Source organism: Paenibacillus sp. FW101-FHT12H11 (genome assembly GCF_058790355.1).
This window is the reverse complement of sequence record NZ_JBYTCO010000005.1, coordinates 584,933-601,603: the sequence shown is the minus strand read 5'-3', so window position 1 is coordinate 601,603 and position 16,671 is coordinate 584,933. Positions and strand designations below refer to the sequence as shown.

13 protein-coding genes are annotated in these 16,671 nt (G+C 45.8%); 6 read left to right on the top strand and 7 right to left on the bottom strand.

Annotated features, from left to right (window positions below; genetic code table 11):
- Positions 1 to 6 precede the first annotated feature (6 nt).
- Genes AC3WTJ_RS19535 through AC3WTJ_RS19520 form a run of 4 tightly spaced genes read left to right on the top strand, consistent with a single transcriptional unit; the run spans position 7 to position 4,708 of the window.
- Positions 7 to 915, top strand: coding sequence for a Gfo/Idh/MocA family protein (locus tag AC3WTJ_RS19535; RefSeq protein ID WP_492523230.1), 909 nt, complete (start codon positions 7 to 9; stop codon positions 913 to 915).
- Positions 916 to 966: 51 nt separating this feature from the next.
- Positions 967 to 2,613 carry a TIM barrel protein gene (locus AC3WTJ_RS19530; protein ID WP_492523229.1) on the top strand — a complete coding sequence of 549 codons (1,647 nt, stop codon included), beginning with the start codon at positions 967 to 969 and terminating at the stop codon, positions 2,611 to 2,613.
- Positions 2,613 to 3,629, top strand: a complete 1,017-nt coding sequence (locus tag AC3WTJ_RS19525) for an NAD-dependent epimerase/dehydratase family protein (RefSeq protein WP_492523290.1) — start codon at positions 2,613 to 2,615, stop codon at positions 3,627 to 3,629. Before AC3WTJ_RS19530 ends, AC3WTJ_RS19525 begins: the two co-directional genes overlap by 1 nt.
- Positions 3,629 to 4,708 carry a dihydrodipicolinate synthase family protein gene (locus tag AC3WTJ_RS19520; protein ID WP_492523228.1) on the top strand — a complete coding sequence of 360 codons (1,080 nt, stop codon included), beginning with the start codon at positions 3,629 to 3,631 and terminating at the stop codon, positions 4,706 to 4,708. Before AC3WTJ_RS19525 ends, AC3WTJ_RS19520 begins: the two co-directional genes overlap by 1 nt.
- A gap of 53 nt (positions 4,709 to 4,761) precedes the next feature.
- On the opposite strand, the gene AC3WTJ_RS19515 is transcribed toward AC3WTJ_RS19520, so the two are convergent.
- The 4 genes from AC3WTJ_RS19515 to AC3WTJ_RS19500 all read right to left on the bottom strand — a co-directional run bounded on the left by AC3WTJ_RS19515 (position 4,762) and on the right by AC3WTJ_RS19500 (position 9,463).
- The gene (locus AC3WTJ_RS19515; protein WP_492523227.1) at positions 4,762 to 5,985 is read right to left on the bottom strand and encodes a BNR-4 repeat-containing protein; all 1,224 of its coding nucleotides are present in this window, start codon (positions 5,983 to 5,985) and stop codon (positions 4,762 to 4,764) included.
- Between the two features lie 95 nt (positions 5,986 to 6,080).
- On the bottom strand, positions 6,081 to 7,607 hold the full coding sequence (locus AC3WTJ_RS19510) for an extracellular solute-binding protein (protein WP_492523226.1): 1,527 nt from the start codon (positions 7,605 to 7,607) through the stop codon (positions 6,081 to 6,083).
- 67 nt (positions 7,608 to 7,674) lie between these two features.
- Positions 7,675 to 8,544, bottom strand: a complete 870-nt coding sequence (locus AC3WTJ_RS19505; RefSeq protein WP_492523225.1) for a carbohydrate ABC transporter permease — start codon at positions 8,542 to 8,544, stop codon at positions 7,675 to 7,677.
- A 22-nt stretch (positions 8,545 to 8,566) separates the two neighbouring features.
- Complete coding sequence (locus AC3WTJ_RS19500; RefSeq protein ID WP_492523289.1) at positions 8,567 to 9,463, bottom strand: ABC transporter permease; 897 nt, start codon at positions 9,461 to 9,463, stop codon at positions 8,567 to 8,569.
- A 376-nt stretch (positions 9,464 to 9,839) separates the two neighbouring features.
- Between AC3WTJ_RS19500 and AC3WTJ_RS19495 the strand changes: the two genes are divergently transcribed.
- Both AC3WTJ_RS19495 and AC3WTJ_RS19490 read left to right on the top strand, forming a co-directional pair.
- The gene (locus AC3WTJ_RS19495) at positions 9,840 to 12,071 is read left to right on the top strand and encodes a helix-turn-helix domain-containing protein (protein ID WP_492523224.1); all 2,232 of its coding nucleotides are present in this window, start codon (positions 9,840 to 9,842) and stop codon (positions 12,069 to 12,071) included.
- Between the two features lie 155 nt (positions 12,072 to 12,226).
- Positions 12,227 to 12,679 (top strand): GNAT family N-acetyltransferase, encoded by a 453-nt coding sequence (locus AC3WTJ_RS19490; RefSeq protein ID WP_492523223.1) that lies wholly within the window; start codon positions 12,227 to 12,229, stop codon positions 12,677 to 12,679.
- Between the two features lie 42 nt (positions 12,680 to 12,721).
- Here AC3WTJ_RS19490 and gdhA read toward each other — a convergent pair whose 3' ends face one another.
- From gdhA to AC3WTJ_RS19475, 3 genes are all read right to left on the bottom strand, one after another.
- Positions 12,722 to 14,092 (bottom strand): NADP-specific glutamate dehydrogenase, encoded by a 1,371-nt coding sequence (gene gdhA, locus AC3WTJ_RS19485; protein ID WP_246069088.1) that lies wholly within the window; start codon positions 14,090 to 14,092, stop codon positions 12,722 to 12,724.
- Positions 14,093 to 14,272: 180 nt separating this feature from the next.
- A complete protein-coding gene (locus AC3WTJ_RS19480; protein WP_492523222.1) occupies positions 14,273 to 15,109 on the bottom strand; it encodes an AraC family transcriptional regulator in 837 nt (278 codons plus the stop codon).
- Positions 15,110 to 15,123: 14 nt separating this feature from the next.
- On the bottom strand, positions 15,124 to 16,638 hold the full coding sequence (locus tag AC3WTJ_RS19475) for a sulfatase family protein (protein WP_492523221.1): 1,515 nt from the start codon (positions 16,636 to 16,638) through the stop codon (positions 15,124 to 15,126).
- Positions 16,639 to 16,671 lie beyond the last annotated feature (33 nt).

Sequence of the window (16,671 nt, the reverse complement as noted above, 5' to 3'; positions counted from 1 at the left end):
ATTGTTATGACTACCCCAAAATCGTTGATCATCGGGATGATCGGACTTGACACCTCCCATTGCACGGCTTTCACTAAGCTGCTAAACGAGCAAGATCATGAGTTTCACGTTCCCGGGGGAAAAGTCACTTATGCTTATCCCGGCGGATCGCCTGATTTCGAAATGAGCTATTCGAGGCTGGAGCGGTTCACCAGTTCGATTCGCGACGAGTACGGTGTGCAGCTGCTTGATTCTCCGGAGGCAGTAGCGGAACGTTCTGATGCAATCTTACTAACTTCTGTGGACGGACGCGTTCATTTGGAACAGTTTCGGAAAATTGCTCCCTTTAGGAGGCCCGTCTTCATCGATAAACCGTTTGCCGTTTCGACCTCTGATGCCAAGGAAATCGTACGGTTAGCAGCGGAGTATAACATACCGCTGATGAGTGCATCCTCGCTGCGTTATGAACAAGGGCTGGTTGATGCTCTTTCAGAGAATACAGCTGATATTATTGGCGCTGATTGTTACGGACCTGCAGAACTCCAGCCAACACAGCCCGGCCTGTTCTGGTACGGGATTCACGCTGCCGAAATGTTGTATCGCATAATGGGCAAAGGGTGTGTTCAGGTGACCGCAAGCACGAGCGAGTTCCATGAACTGGCCGTCGGTGTTTGGGAGGATGGCCGAATCGGGACAATTCGCGGCAACCGGCAGGGAAATAAGACGTTCGGGGCTGTCATCCACCGCGTGAACAAAACGGAATTCGTAGATGGCGAGAAGCATCCGAAACCGAAATATGCCGGTCTAGTCGAGGCGGCGGTTGCCATGTTCCAATCAGGAACGCCGTCTATCGATGCTCAAGAAACGGTCGAAATCATTCGCTTCCTGGAAGCTGCGAACGAGAGCCGAGCTACTGGAAAAACGGTTAAGCTCTAGCATATCTCTTACTAAACATACAATCTGCATCATTGAAGGAGTGTAAATTTTATGATTTGGGACCGTCTTGGCGTCATTAGCGATGAAGTAAGCCATGATTTCTTGGAAGCTCTGGATTGGATACAAGCTGAAGGCTTAAAATACGTGGAAATTCGCATGGTGGACGGAATAAATGTTGCCAACCTGACGGATGAGCAGGTAGAGCAGGTTCGTAAAGAGGTTGAGAAGCGAAGCCTGCACATCTCTGCATTGGCTTCACCTTTATTTAAATGCGCACTTGATCCATCTCGTCCTGTTGAAGCCGGCGACAGGTTCGGGCAGGAGGAGGAGAGCGTTGAAGCTCATTTTGAAAAGCTAGTTCGGACAATTGAGATTGCAGAGAAGCTTGGCACGAGCTTTATTCGGATATTCTCCTTTTGGAGAGAGAAAGAGCCTGATCAGTTCGTAGATGAAGTCGCAGGCCATTTGAAAAAAGCAGCTGAAATTGCTGCAAGACACAACATCACTTTGTTGTTAGAGAACGAAGGCTCCTGCAACGGAGGTTATGCATTCGAAGTAGCTAAGCTAATTCGGTTAGTCAATTCTCCAAGCTTAAAAGCATTATGGGATCCCGGCAATGAAGCTTTAGGAGAGCATTGGTCGTATCCCGAAGTTTATAACGAAGTGAAGGACCTGTTAGCCCACGTGCATCTGAAGGATGCCTTGATTGAAAGCGGCGGTAAGCCATCCTGCGTGCCGATCGGTTCGGGTAGAGTTCCTTACGTGCAACAAATTCAAGATTTGGAGAAAGAGGGATACACGGGGCTATATGTCATAGAGACTCATTTCATTCCTCCTGGCGGCAGCAAAATGGAGGGCACCAAGCAATCCTTAGAGGGATTGAGAAAGCTGTTTAGCAATCCGACGCTGAAAGAAGAGAGGGCAGAGCACCTTAAAGTGAAAGTTTTTGAGAATCGTCAGATCATGGGAGCAGCAGCTGCCGTAGAAGCAGCAACGAAGATCAAAGAGCTGCTGTCTCGAAAAGACAAAGTAAGGATGATTTTTGCGGCGGCCCCTTCTCAAAATGAATTTTTGGCGGAACTCGTGAATCAGCAAGGTATAGATTGGTCACGGATCACCGCATTCCATATGGATGAATACATCGGACTTCCCGAGGGTGCACCTCAAAAATTCGGAAAATTTTTAAGAGACAGACTATTCGAGTTGGTTAAGCCCGGGGAGCTTCATTTGATTCAGAGCTCTACGACAATTGAGCAGGAATGTCAGCGTTATAGCGATCTGATTGCGGCTGCGCCCATTGATATCATATGCTTGGGTATCGGGGAAAACGGTCATATTGCTTTTAATGATCCTCCGGTTGCCGATTTTGAAGACAGCTTCATCATTAAGCCGGTAGAACTCGATACTCCTTGCCGCCAACAGCAGGTCAATGATGGCTGTTTCCCGGACTTTGATGCCGTGCCTACCCATGCATTAACTTTGACCATACCGACGATGATGGCTGGCGCGCACTTATTCTGCATCGTTCCAGGATTAACCAAACGTGCTGCTGTTGAACAAACACTTCGCGGACCGATAAGTACCTCCTGCCCGGCATCCATCCTGCGCACGCATCCGGATTGCACCTTGTATGTGGATCGGGATTCATATGGAATGATACAAGTACCTCAAACAGCAACCCGAGGAGGTCAGGCATGATTCGATCAATCGAAGAATTGGAAGCCAAACTTGCAGAGCCGTCAGAATCCTTAATTCAGGATCTCGCTGCGGTGGAGGGGGATATCATGCTGCTAGGTATTGGCGGGAAGATGGGGCCAAGCTTAGCAAGACTTGCTAGGAATGCGTTGAAGAAAGCAGGTGTTGAAAAAACAATTTGGGGTGTTTCCCGGTTTTCGGAGCCTGGCTTGAAAGAGCAGCTGGAACAGGAGGGTATCCATACGATTGCGTGCGATCTGCTGGATGATGAGCAGCTGCAGAAACTTCCTGATGTGAAAAATATCATCTACATGGCCGGCAATAAGTTCGGGACAACGGGACGCGAGCACTTCACATGGGCAATGAATGCGTACTTGCCGGGACGTGTAGCGGAAAAGTTTAAAAATTCCCGCATCGTGGTCTTTTCATCCGGGAATATTTATCCGTTTACCCCTGTGTTCCAAGGTGGTGCAACAGAATCACAAACTCCCTCTCCGCTTGGAGAATATGGCCAATCAACGCTTGGTCGTGAACGTATATTTGAGTATTTTTCTCGGAAATATGAGATTCCAATGGTCATCTATCGGCTGAATTATGCGATTGATCTTCGATATGGTGTACTGCTGGAGGTTGCCAAAGCCGTAAAAACAGGTAAGCCAATCGATGTGACCATGGGGCATGCGAATTGCATTTGGCAGGGAGACGCCAACGAAATGGCTCTGAGGAGTTTGAACATTTGTTCAAGTCCTCCGAATGTTGTAAATATAACAGGTCCGGAAACGATGTCCATGCGCTGGATCGCTCAGGAATTTGGTAAGCGGCTGGGTACTCAACCTGTCATTGTTGGGCAGGAAGCGGAGGATGCTTTGTTAAATAATGCCTCTAAAGCTTTTCAACGATTCGGGTATCCGCGGGTGACACTTCTCGAAATGTTGGATTGGACTGCCGAATGGGTGGCAAACGACGGCGCAACCTGGAATAAGGACACCCATTTCCAAGAAAGAGAGGGGAAATTCTAATGCCTTCCAATTTAAGCGGAAGCTTGTCTAAGATCAAGCTGCAAGCGCTGCATGAAGGGCTTGTGATTCCTGCTCATCCTCTGGCATTGGATGAAAACCGTCAGCTGGATGAACAGCATCAGCGCGCGTTAACGCGTTATTATATAGCGGCGGGCGCAGGAGGGATTGCAGTTGGCGTACATTCAACCCAATTTGAAATTCGAAATAAAGACGTCAACTTACTGGAGCCGGTGCTCCGAATGGCTTCAGAGGAGGTAGACAGAGCGGGTTTAGAGCGTCCTTTTATTAAAGTAGCAGGGATTTGCGGTCCTACGAAGCAGGCGCTGGCAGAATCGGAGTTGGCGCTTAAGCTAGGGTATGATGCAGGGCTTCTTAGCATGGGCGGTCTGCAGGATTGGACGGAAGCGGATATTCTGGAGCGAACGAGAGCGGTGGCCGGTCAAATGCCGGTCATCGGCTTTTATCTGCAGCCGTCGGTAGGCGGGCGTACATTCAGCTTTGATTTTTGGCGGCAGTTTGCTGAAATTCCGGGGATTGTCGCAATCAAAATGGCGCCGTTTAATCGTTACCAAACGATTGATGTTGCTCGGGCCGTCTGTTATTCAAGCCGTCGTGATGAGATTGCTCTGTATACGGGCAATGATGATAACATTGTTAACGATTTGTTGACAACCTACCGTTTTCAAGTCGATGGTACTCCTGTGGAAAAAAGCATTGTCGGTGGGCTTCTGGGACATTGGGCGGTTTGGACGCGAAAGGCAGTTGAGCTGCTGGAGGAAATCAAGCAAGCGAGAAATGCCGGTCAGATTGACAAGGCGTGGTTAACTCGCAATATCGAGGTAACGGAGACGAATGCGGCGTTTTTTGACCCGGCGAACCATTTTGAAGGCTGCATACCGGGCATTCATGAAGTTCTGCGCCGTCAAGGATTGCTAAAAGGGACATGGTGCTTGAACCCTAATGAGGTATTGTCTCCAGGCCAAGATGAGGAGATTGACCGGATGTATGCGGATTATCCGCATTTAAACGATGATGAGTTTGTTACAAAGCATTTGAAGGAATGGCTTATAAACAAATAGCCAAAGAAAAAGAGTTAAGCACTTACAGCGTGCTTAACTCTTTTTTAAATATTTCATTTTTTCTGAATGTCGAACTGTATAGAAGTCTTGTAATTCGTATAGTGTATGTATTCTCCACTCATCCAGAAGAGGAGGGCTTGGCCATCCTGGCTGCCACGAGTCAGGAATGGCCGTACCTGGTGGGAGGAAGAATTTGCCGTAATAGGTGCAGATGACCACGTGACTCCAAGATCCGAAGATGACCACCGTTCGATCTCAAACGTCCCCTGTACTTCCCGGGATACATACACGATGGATGGATCGGAGTGATCCAAAATAATTCCGCCTGAATAATAAGGCTCGGTCTCATGAGCTCCTTCAGGGGTTTGAGGGAACCAGCGGCCAGCCGATGTGATCTCATTCGTCACCCATTGTGCGCCATTCCAGCGGCTGTAGTAGTAACGATGATCCTCCAAGGATTCAAATACGGCATAGACGATGACTGGATATCCTTGCTCATCTTCGGCTATATCCCAAATCCAAGCATTGCGTTGTGCACTTATGCCGTCGAAGACCATGTCTATTTCGGTTAGTTCAAGCGGTAATTCTGCCGTTTGTTTGATTAACGAGCCGTCTGCGCGATAAATAGCTCCTTCTCGATAACGGGCATAATAAATACTGTTAGAAGGTTCAATGTTTGGATGCCCATCGGTACAAGAGAAATGTATCGTGTCTTTTCCATTGGACGCATACCGGATATATGGTCGTTGACCGCTATCCATGATCAGCGTGCGCGCAGGGGACCATTCACTGTGTACCAAATCAGTGGACACGCTAAAATTAGGCTTGAAATTGCCTCCACGCCAGAACAAATAGAGCCTTTTTTCCGCCGATAGATAGATTGGAGTAGGGTAGGTGTAGCCGAAATGCCCATCCGTATTCGCAGGAAGCTGCATCTCAGCTCCGAAGGAGGAGAGATCTTCCGGCTTCCGTGTTGTCCGATAGTACATCTTGGATCCATTATGAGCGGAATAAAAGATCGTGATATGTCCCGAATCGTCAATGTACAGGGATGGGTTGGCGTGGTCATCCTGCTGAAGAGCAGAACGGATCAAGAAAGTCTCATAAGCACCCAGCAGGTGATCGTAATAGCCAATCCATACATCTCCGATGCTATTCAACCAGCCGACATACGTTCTATGGTGCTGCCCCTGATAGTAGAGCGCGCGAGGGTCGGCGAAAAAGCACCATGCCCCGTCGGATGTGAATTCTTGCGTCAAACTTAAGGGTGAATTCATTTGTCATTCTCCTTATCTCTGATTAAACAGAACGCCATACTGGGAAGCGGCAGCTCCCGGTAAGGCGTTCTTTGTTTCCCGGTTTTAATAACAGATTATTTGAGTCGGTCGTAAGCGGTTTGAGTGATTTTCATCAGTTCGTCTACACCAATCTTTTTAGCTTCGGCAACATATTGATCCCACTCATCCATGCTGCGTTGACCTAGTATGAACTTGGTAATTTGCTCGTTGCGGTGCTTGTCTACGGCTGCTTGCAGCAAGGAAACATTGGAAAGCTCGCTTTCAATGTACTGTGGTCTCACATGGTAGACACTGTCATGTTTGCGTGCCAAATCATAGGCATTACGCTGCTCTTGCGTAGCAGGAATCAGATGAGCGTCATAATTAAACCAAGTGTAGGTTCCGTTCGTCGCGAGTCCCGTCTTTTTGCGAACATCGGTTATATCCAGATATTCAGGGCGCAATTTCTTTTGCCCGTTCTCCGTGATGTACACTTCGTCGCCTTTGCCCCAGCTAAGCAGTTCTTTCCCTTCCTCACTATAAAACCAATCGAAGGCTTGGAGCGCTTCCTTGACTTTCTTGGATTTGGAAGAGAAGGTCATGCCTGTTTCCAGAATGTGGGTATAAGGGTTTACACTAAATCCTGGAACGCCCTCAGGAGGAGGCATGAATGCAAGATTGAAGCTAGGATTCGTCTTTTTCATAGGGATGTTGAACAGATCCAGACGACCGATATAATCGAGTATCATGAACGTTTGGTCATTCGATACGGCATTTTGCCATTGTTGCACGTTGAAAGTCAGCCAGTCCGGCGGAATAAGCCCTTCTTTTTGCATACGTTGGAAGAACTCAATCATTTTCTTGTATTCGTTCTCGATAGGACCGTAGCGCACCTTGCCGGTTTTCTCATCCTGGAACAAACCATTCATTGTACCGAATTGTGCGGTGGCAAAGTTAAGGATTCCAAGATTAGCTCCGCTTCGGAAGGAGAATGGATAGCTATTAGGGTATAGTTCCTTCAGCTTCTTGCCTACAGTAATCAGTTCCTCATAATTGGCAGGAGGTTTAAGACCGTTTTTCTTGAAAATATCTTCCCGATACATCCAGATGACACGATTCGTTTCACCGAATCCTTCATTGGGAAGCATGTACATTTTACCGTCAGCGGCCAAAGCAGCTTTCGCGATGTCCGGATATTTCTTCAGCCAAGCGGTTAAATTCGGCATAACATCTTTATAATCCAGAATGTTGGCGAGAACCCCTTGCTGCCCAAATTTATCAGCGTCTGCGCGAGGGTTGAAAAAGGTGATGTCAGGCATGTTACCAGAGGCTACATTCAGATTAATGGTATCCTTCAGTTCACCGGACGGAAGCTGAACATTGAAAGTGGCACCGGTTTTCTCCTCAATCCACTTCCAGACAACCCAGTCTTTGTTATACGGCCAATTCGGGTGAACCTCTAGTAACATGGTAAACGTATTTTTGGGTTTTTCCGTCTTGACAGCAGGATTTGTTGAACTGCCAGCGTCCGTCGTTGTTGGGGTAGATGTAGTTCCTGAGCAGCCAACCAACATCGAGGCACTGATTAATAGTGATCCAAGTGTCGTAGTCCATTTCTTCATGCGTGAACCTCTCCTTTTCATTTTTCTAATTTCTCACTAAACATTCTTGGGTTATTGCTCTTTACACCTAAGACTTGACCGCCCCGATCATAACACCTTTGACAAAATACTTCTGCAGGAAAGGGTAGGCGAGAAGGATGGGAACTGTGGAAACCATGATCGTTGCGAACTTCAGCGGTTCCTCCAGCACAACATTGGCATCGCCAACTGCGGCAATATCCGCTTGGTTCGACTGGCCGGCAAGAACGATGTTGCGCAGAATGACCTGCAAGGGGAAAAGCTCTTGATCTCGTAAATATAGCAGCGGCAGCAAAAAATTGTTCCATAATCCTACCGCGTAAAACAAACCGATAGTGGCGAATACCGCTTGAGACAAAGGGACAACGATTCGGAAGAAAACGCCGAAATCGCTCAGTCCGTCCATTTGTCCCGATTCCTCCAGTTCTGCCGGGATATTGGAGAAGAAGGTGCGCATGATGAGCAAATTCCATGTGCTTACAGCGCCAGGAAGTACCATGCCCCAGACTGTGTCGATAACGCCGAGTTCTTTTACAACTAGAAAAGTAGGGATCATCCCACCGCTGAAGAATAGGGTGAATATAATGATCATTGTAAATCCGCGCCCGAATACCATATTTTTTTTGGAAAGAGCGTAAGCCCCTAACGATGTGATAACAAGTGAAAGGGTAGTGCCCAACACGACGTAAACAATCGTATTCCAGTAGGCGGTGCCAATGCGCGGATCTTTTAAAACGACCTTATACATGTCAATATTGAAGCCTTTTGGGTACCAGCTGATTTCTCCTTTGAGCACATGAATGTTGCTGCTTAGTGAAACAGCGGCCATGTAGATAAATGGATACAGCGTCAGCAGCACAACTCCTAGAAGGATGGCGATGTTAAAGACTGAAAATAAAGTGATTTTGGAGCGTGTCATATGGAAGAATCCTCCTCAAGGGTTACCACAGACTTGTTTGTGATAGGCGCCGGCTTAGTGCATTCGTGCTATAGATGAAGAAAAAACATACAATCCCAGTGAACATATCTATAGCGGCGGCGTAACTGAAATTACCGCTTACGAGCCCTGTACGATACACATAGGTGCTTAGAATATCGGCGGTAGCATAGGTGGCAGGGTTATATAGCAGGAACACTTTTTCGAATCCTATTTCCAGCACTCGACCGACATTTAGGATGAACAATATGATGATGGTCGTGGAAATTCCCGGCAGTGTGACGTTCCAAAGCTTTCTCCAGCGGCTGGCACCGTCTATATCAGCAGCTTCATAGAGGGAAGGATCAATGGAAGAAAGCGCAGCTAAATAAATAATGGCCTCCCATCCAATATGCTGCCAAACCTCTGAACCGACATAAATGAATCGGAACAACTCAGGTTTAATCATAAAATGAATCGGTTCGAAGCCAAAGGATTGAATCATGTGGTTAACAAAACCTTGAGAAGGGGATAAGAACAAAACGACCATTCCTGCAACTACGACATTAGAGATGAAGTGCGGTAAATAACTGACGGTTTGAACAAAACGTTTGAATACCATGTTCTTGACCTCATTAAGAAGCAAGGCCAAGATAATAGGGGCAGGAAATCCGAAAATAAGTTTATTGATGCCAAGTAGAAATGTATTACGCAAAATGATCCAAAAATCCGGACTATGAAAGAACATCTTATAATACTTAAGTCCAACCCACTGACTGGCCCATATCCCTTTGTACAGGTTATAGTCCTTGAACGAAATGACAATTCCGAACATTGGCAAATACTTGAAAATTATGTAATACAGCAAGCAAGGTAAGAACATGAGAAGCAAGCTCTTGCTTTTTGCGATCTTCCTCCACATCAGAACAGTTCGACCGGGAACGCCCGGTAAGGAAGTCTCCGGATTTGCTCCAGCTGCGTCTAACTTATTCATTTGAGTATCCCCCCCGATCATGAGTGCTTGAAGATGTTGGTGTTCTTGTTATTTCGAAATTAGCATAGCACCGTTCGTATAGAATGTAATCCATAATAATTCCGAATTGTCCCCTCTTCTATGAAATTCGTAAATATGTTAAGTTTTCGTGAAAAAGTGAATAGGCAAAATAGGCTTTTTTCCGTATTATTTAAGTAAGACTTATCGTAGATGATAAATACATTGAGATAGGAAAGACCATAAAACAGATATGGAGGGGAGTAGGATACGTTTACTTTCGCGAGTCCAATCTAGAACGTCTTCCTTGCTCATTCGGTTGCTGCTAGGCTTTCTCACAGTCATTGTGCTGCTGATGTCTTTTAATTATTTGTCATTTACATTTTTCCAGAACAATATTAGAAACGAAATCATTAGTTATAACGCTCAGAACATCCGATTTACCTCTGAGAGATATGAGGAACATTTTCAACTCGTTCAGAAGCAAATGTATGCTCTTTATTTTAACGATGACGTGGATCGTCTTCAGAAGGCCAGCGGGAATGCTCGTTATGCGCTGTTGGATAGGGTCAAGCAGGAGATTATCAAGGTTGTTGGTAATCCTTTGATCTATGTAGACAATGCCATTATTGTTTTCAAGGAAGGTTCATTAACGTTAAGCAGAATAGGGACCAATGACAGAGCTTCGTTGTTCGATAAGTTCTATGCCAGCACCGATTACCCGGATTCTTTCTGGCAAAAGCAATTCAACGAAACGTATAGTGCCAAGATGTTTCCCATGTCCAAATTTTATGAGCATTCTTTTCATAAAGCCGGTGATGTGACAACCAAAGGATTGTTTATCCCTTATGTCCTTAAGCACTGGCAAAATGAGGACTTCTACATCGTTGCGATGATGGATGCGAATCAGCTATTCGAAGCTTTTCATCGTTCTGTGAATGCCAATTTCATTATCTTGGACAAGCAAGGTTTACCTTTGTTTTCAACGGGAGGGTTGGCTAAACGCGAGGAACTTCCAGAACTGACGGCAGACAAAACGTATTTGCTGCGTGACAATACCTATTACTTTTATCAGACCGGACAGAACAGCGGGTACACGTATATAAATATCATACCTAGTGCTAGCATTTCGAAGCAGATTTCCAAACTTAATCTGACACTATTTGTTCTACTCATTCTTTCCTTGATCGTGAGTGTCGTCATATCCGTTCTATTCAGTGTGCGCTTTAACCGGCCTGTTAAGCAGTTGGTTTCCTCGCTGCAGACGGCAGGGGGAGAGGATGTTCGATTTAAAAGCAATATTCGTGAGTTTAAACTAATTGGTCAGAAACTGGACGATATGCTGCAGACGAATGCAAGGATTCAGTCGGATCTGGCTCAAAAGAATATCCAGCTTTTGTCGTACAGTTACTTGAATAAACTGAAGAAAATCTATAGCGGCTCTCCAGGAGCCATTGATATGATTTCCACACAGGCATATCGTTTCGTCGTGTACGAGATTACGTACAAAGATAGGTTCTGGGAGGAAATGAAAGAAGAGCCGGGCCCTTTAACTTATAGCATTTATACGTTTATCAATCATAGCTTGCTCAAGGTATTCCCCGCTTCATTAACGATTCAAATCGAGAGTCGGCAAATGCTATCGGTTATTAATGAAATTGACGATTCTCGTCTGGATGCCTATATGACAGAATTATTGAGCGTCGTGGCTCATGACGCTGATTTCTATTTCCTGACCATCGCGATCTCACCGGCATTTCCACAGTCGTTTGATTTCACGGAGGCTTATGAGCAGACGGTTAAACTGCTGCAAGAACGAAAGTTGAACGAAGATACGCAAATTGTACGTCAGCATGTTGGTCGTCAATCTGTACATTTGCTAACGTCTGCACAAGAACAGCAATTCGACTGCAATCTGGCAGCAGGAAATACGCAAGAGTTGCTACATCTGCTGGATCGCCAGCTTGCTCTTATGGAACGCAAGTGTGAAACGGTGCTGCAATATCACGAATTTTTAATTGATATTGTACAAAAGGTGCGCAAAGCGTTCCATGTGCTGCGGTTAGACGAACGTGCCATACAACCCGTTATCGCCGGATTGAGCACGAGTCAGAGCTTTTATTCCGGTCGGCATTATCGCAAATTTTTCAGTCAACTGCTTGTTGCAGCCTGTGAGGAGATTCGAAGTAATCAAAAAAATGAAGATCCTGTCATTGATTTTGTTGTGGACTACGTGAACAAGCATTTTGCTCAAGATATTACGCTGGATATTGTAGCGGAGCACCTACATATTACTGGAGGCTATTTGTCCACATACTTCAAGGAGAAGACGGGGGAAAACTTCATTGATTATATTAATGGCGTAAGAATCCGGGTGGCGCAGCAAATGCTGTTGGAAACGGATCTGAGAATACAGGATGTCGCCAGCAGCTCAGGATATCAGAACATTAATTCCTTCAATCGGATGTTCAAGAAATTCACGGGGATGCCGCCACGTGAATTTCGTAGGGAGAAACGCACGGACGACGAAGTCGGTTAAACGAAGGCCCTTAGCTCGCAGCTAGGGGTCTATTCTAGTATTTTAAAAATTTGTAAAAGGGGAGGTTAATGAAAAAGAAGAGCGAATAGTACATGGAGATGTTCCTTATTTGGCGAAAATGTGACACGACATGTAAAGAATGGAGGTTTTCCAAGTTGAGAGATACGAATGTCAGAGAAGTCAGGATTTCTGATTATCAGAATATTTATTTGTTGAACCAACATTTTAATCCGAATCTATCTGTTTTTACGGAAGAGAAAGTAAAAGAGAAGTTAGTCACCCTTACAACCAAAACAAAAGATGTCATCTTTGTGTACGAACAACAGAACGAGGTGATTGGATATATTCATGGCAGTCCCTATGAATTACTGTTTGCTGACTCGCTAGTCAACATCCTGGGGTTCGTTGTCAATGTGGAGTACCGGGGTCAAGGGATTGGCAGCCTGTTGATTGAAAGCCTTGAACAGTGGGCCAAGGATGCCGGGTATTCGGGGATCAAACTGTTATCGCATCCAACGCGTGTACAGGCTCACCATTTCTATGAGCGACGAGGGTATCAGTTTACGAAGGACCAGAAAAATTTCATAAAGACATTCCGTGAAAACTAAAAACAGGCTGCCAGCTTATGTGGCAACCTGATCTTCTAGAGCCTAGACAACACCTTGTGCAATCATCGCGTCTGCGACTTTTGTAAAGCCTGCAATATTAGCGCCAACAACCAGATTGCCCGGGTGGCCGTATTCCTCTGCGGCTTGAACAGCGCTTTTATAAATATTTTTCATAATGGCATGAAGCTTATCGTCTACCTCATGGAATTGCCAGGAGTAGCGCATGCTGTTCTGAGACATTTCAAGCGCGGATACGGCAACACCACCGGCATTCGCTGCCTTAGCAGGTCCGAAGAGCACGCCTGCCTTCAGGAATACCTCAATGGCTTCCAAAGTGGATGGCATGTTCGCGCCTTCGCCAACCGCTTGTACGCCATTTCTTACCAGGATTTTAGCCGATTCCTCGTTGATTTCGTTCTGCGTCGCGCTCGGTAGAGCAATGTCGCATGGAATCGTCCAAATGCCGTCACAACCCTCATGGTAAGTAGCAGTAGGGTGCTCGTTGACATAATCGCTGATTCGCTTTCTATCCACTTCTTTCAAGCGGCGTACGGTGTCTAGGTCGATTCCATTTTTATCATAAATATAACCATTGGAATCGCTGCAAGCAACGACTGTAGCGCCTAGCTGCATCGCTTTTTGCATGGAATAGATCGCCACGTTGCCTGAACCGGAAACAACGACAGTGCTGTCTTTAAAGCTAAGGCCTTTGGACTGTAGCATTTCATTTACAAAGTAAACGCAACCATACCCCGTTGCCTCTGTACGTGCCAGACTACCGCCATAGATAATCCCCTTGCCAGTCAAAACACCAGCCTCGTAAGCACCGCGAATTCTTTTGTACTGACCGAACATGAAGCCGATTTCCCGCGCGCCAACGCCAATATCGCCGGCAGGTACGTCTGTATCTTGCCCCATGTATTTATAAAGCTCCGTCATGAAACTTTGCGTAAATCGCATGATTTCATTATCGGACTTGCCTTTAGGATCGAAATCGGAGCCGCCTTTACCGCCGCCAATTGGCTGTCCAGTAAGGGAGTTTTTGAAGGTTTGTTCAAACCCTAGAAATTTGATGATGCTGGCATTAACGGAAGGGTGAAAACGCAAACCGCCTTTGTAAGGTCCAATCGCGCTGTTAAATTGCACACGGAAACCGCGGTTCACATGTGTAACTCCTTGGTCGTCCACCCATGGCACGCGGAATGTGACCAAGCGCTCCGGCTCGACGATTCGTTCAAGGATACCATGTTTCATGTACTTCGGATGTTTGGAGAGAACAGGAATCAGGGATTCAAGGATCTCTTTCACTGCTTGGTGGAACTCTTTTTCATGAGGATTACGTTTTACCACTGTTTCGTATACGCCGTGTACGTATTCACTTGCAATTGTTTCGTTATCGACCTGTACTATCACAATCTCATCCGCCTTCATAATCAAGTATAGTTAAAAAAGTTTATTATAATAGTTTTACCTTATCCGAAGCATTTGATCAATTAAAATTTACATGTCATGTAAGCTTACTCCGTTGAGTGAATGAAGTGCCCATTCAAAGTCAAAAAAAAGGCCGCGAAGAAAAAGTCCTCGCGGGTATTTCTATAGCATTTCACGAAATGTCTTGCGAAAGTCGCTAGGTCTCACATTTGTTTTGCTGTGGAACAGGTTCGAAAAGTAATGGGGATCGAAATATCCCAGCTTGTATCCAATTTCACTTATGGTCAATTGAGTGTCAACCAGCATTCGTTTAGCGGATTCTATCTTTTTAGCAATGACATAGTTATAAAGGGTAGTTCCCACTTCTTTTTTAAATAAGCGATTCATGTGTCTGGTAGAAACACCAATTTGAGTAGAGAGCTCAGATGTATCGTAAGGAGAGAAGACACTGTTATCCAGAAATTGTTTGATAGATTGAACTGTTGACGTTAAAGTATCGCCTTGTTTTCGCAATACCTCAGAGAGGCAAACGATGATTCGCATAAGGATAATCTGAAGCTCAGTTTGCAGCTCCTGCGCGGATTTATGTTTAGCGTTGTCAATTGCCTCGTGAAAAAGAGAGTCTAATCCGCTATTCTGCACGACGATATGGGGAAGCAATTGGTACGCTTCGAGCATCTTAAGAATCCAGTTGCCGCTAATGTTTAACCATATGTAGCTCCATTGCTCCTCATTCTGTGAGTCTGAGGCAACTTCATGATAGCAGCCTGCAGGGAGGATGAAGACATCTCCCTGACGCGCAGTCAAGGTTCGTGTACCAACCGTAACGTTTCCTTGTCCTGAGCGTACCAAACCGAAAACGGTTACCTGCGCAAGCTCGCGAATATTGCAATAATCCGATTCGCAGTAATTTACCCCCAAGAACTGTACGCTTAGGGGAGGAGGGTCTCCTACCCGCGGCAGATGATAGATAGGACCATGCTTCCCGAGCTTATTCACGTTCTTCATCCTCTTTACGCATGCCAAACCCGAGGCATCGCCATAGACTCTTTACCTAGTTCCGCCCACGCATATTTCAACAAAAGCTCCGATTTCAGGGTCTGGTATTCTGGAAGATTCCATAAATTGCGGATTTCGCCCGGATCTTCTTGCAAATCAAAAACTTCCCCATACGTTTGGTTATAATACACGGTAATTTTATATCTCTCATCCACATAGGTTTTTTGGTGAATCGTCGTTGGGGTATGACGAAACTCGCAAATCGCATGATCCCTGGCTTGGCTTTGCTGACCGCGCCAGACTTGTGACTGATCTACACCTGTCATATGGTGAGGAATCGTAATACCGCATAGTGAAAGGAAGGTAGGGGCCAGATCTACCAATGACTGAATGGCAGGCGAAGTAACTCCAGCAGGAACTTGGCCGGGATATCGAACCATGAACGGAATCTTAATGAGATCCTCGTAATGGAAGCCGCCTTTGGCCTGGAGGCCGTGTTGACCATAGAAGTGCCCATGGTCCGTTGTAAATACTACGATTGTATTTTCCGCGAGACCTAGTTCATCAAGCTTATCCAAAATATTACCAATATATTTGTCCATTAGACTGATCATGCCATAGTAGGTTGCGACCAGTTGTTTGCGGTCTTGCTCGGAATACAAAGCTGAATGGGAATGATAGCCATGGACCGCATAGTCACCTTCCTGCCAGGGTTGAAAATCAGGATTTTCCAATTGGGTTAATTGAAAATGAGGTGGATTTTGGTCATGCTCGCCAAGCGTGACTTCTGGAATCGTCAGCTGATCGGGATCATACATGGTATCCCACGGTTCAGGTGCCAAATAATCCGGATGTGGGTCAAAGAAGCTGGACCAAAGAAAAAAGCTTTGATCTTCTTCTTTATATTGCTCCAGAAGCGCGTTGGTTCTCTCAGCAATCCAGGTATTGTAGTGATATTGCTCTGGAATAGGCCATTTGTGAAGAATGGAGCGATCCATCGTCCCGGTTGGCGGCAGGAAATAATCACGCCAGTTCATGCAGCCCTTTTCTTCCATCCACAGGGCGTAATGTTGGCCGACATGCGCTTCATTCGTATGATTACGGGCTAGTTCTACATGATCGAAGCCGTAGAAGGGGCCGTTATTCTTTTTCCAAAAATCAAGATCTTGTAAGATCGGATAAGCTTCGAGAGAAGGGTATTGTTCTGTAGAAGCTAAAGGTTGAAAATGAGCTTTACCGACAAGTGCGGAATTATAACCGGCTTCACGAAAATCTTCGCCGACCGTATGCACATTCTCTAACAGCTTTGTGCCAAGTGTCCATGCTCCGTGTTGGCTTGGATACATGCCTGTAATGATGGAAGCTCTGGTCGGCGTGCAAGTCGGGTTTGGACAATAGGACCGCGTAAATGTCGTTCCTTCCTTCACTAAACGATCCAAATTCGGCGTCTTGATTTCCGAGTTAAAAGCACCTAACGTATTCCAATGCTGCTGGTCACTAGTGATTAACAAAATATTAGGTTTCTTCATCCAATAACTCCTCCATGTTTCGAAATTCTATAT

What these genes read in the sequence shown, in the direction of transcription:
- AC3WTJ_RS19535 (WP_492523230.1), top strand. Translation starts at nt 7, where the DNA reads ATGACTACCCCAAAATCGTTGATCATCGGGATGATCGGACTTGACACC.
- AC3WTJ_RS19530 (WP_492523229.1), top strand. Translation starts at nt 967, where the DNA reads ATGATTTGGGACCGTCTTGGCGTCATTAGCGATGAAGTAAGCCATGAT.
- AC3WTJ_RS19520 (WP_492523228.1), top strand. Translation starts at nt 3,629, where the DNA reads ATGCCTTCCAATTTAAGCGGAAGCTTGTCTAAGATCAAGCTGCAAGCG.
- AC3WTJ_RS19515 (WP_492523227.1), bottom strand. Translation starts at nt 5,985, where the DNA reads ATGAATTCACCCTTAAGTTTGACGCAAGAATTCACATCCGACGGGGCA.
- AC3WTJ_RS19510 (WP_492523226.1), bottom strand. Translation starts at nt 7,607, where the DNA reads ATGAAGAAATGGACTACGACACTTGGATCACTATTAATCAGTGCCTCG.
- AC3WTJ_RS19505 (WP_492523225.1), bottom strand. Translation starts at nt 8,544, where the DNA reads ATGACACGCTCCAAAATCACTTTATTTTCAGTCTTTAACATCGCCATC.
- AC3WTJ_RS19500 (WP_492523289.1), bottom strand. Translation starts at nt 9,463, where the DNA reads ATGTGGAGGAAGATCGCAAAAAGCAAGAGCTTGCTTCTCATGTTCTTA.
- AC3WTJ_RS19475 (WP_492523221.1), bottom strand. Translation starts at nt 16,638, where the DNA reads ATGAAGAAACCTAATATTTTGTTAATCACTAGTGACCAGCAGCATTGG.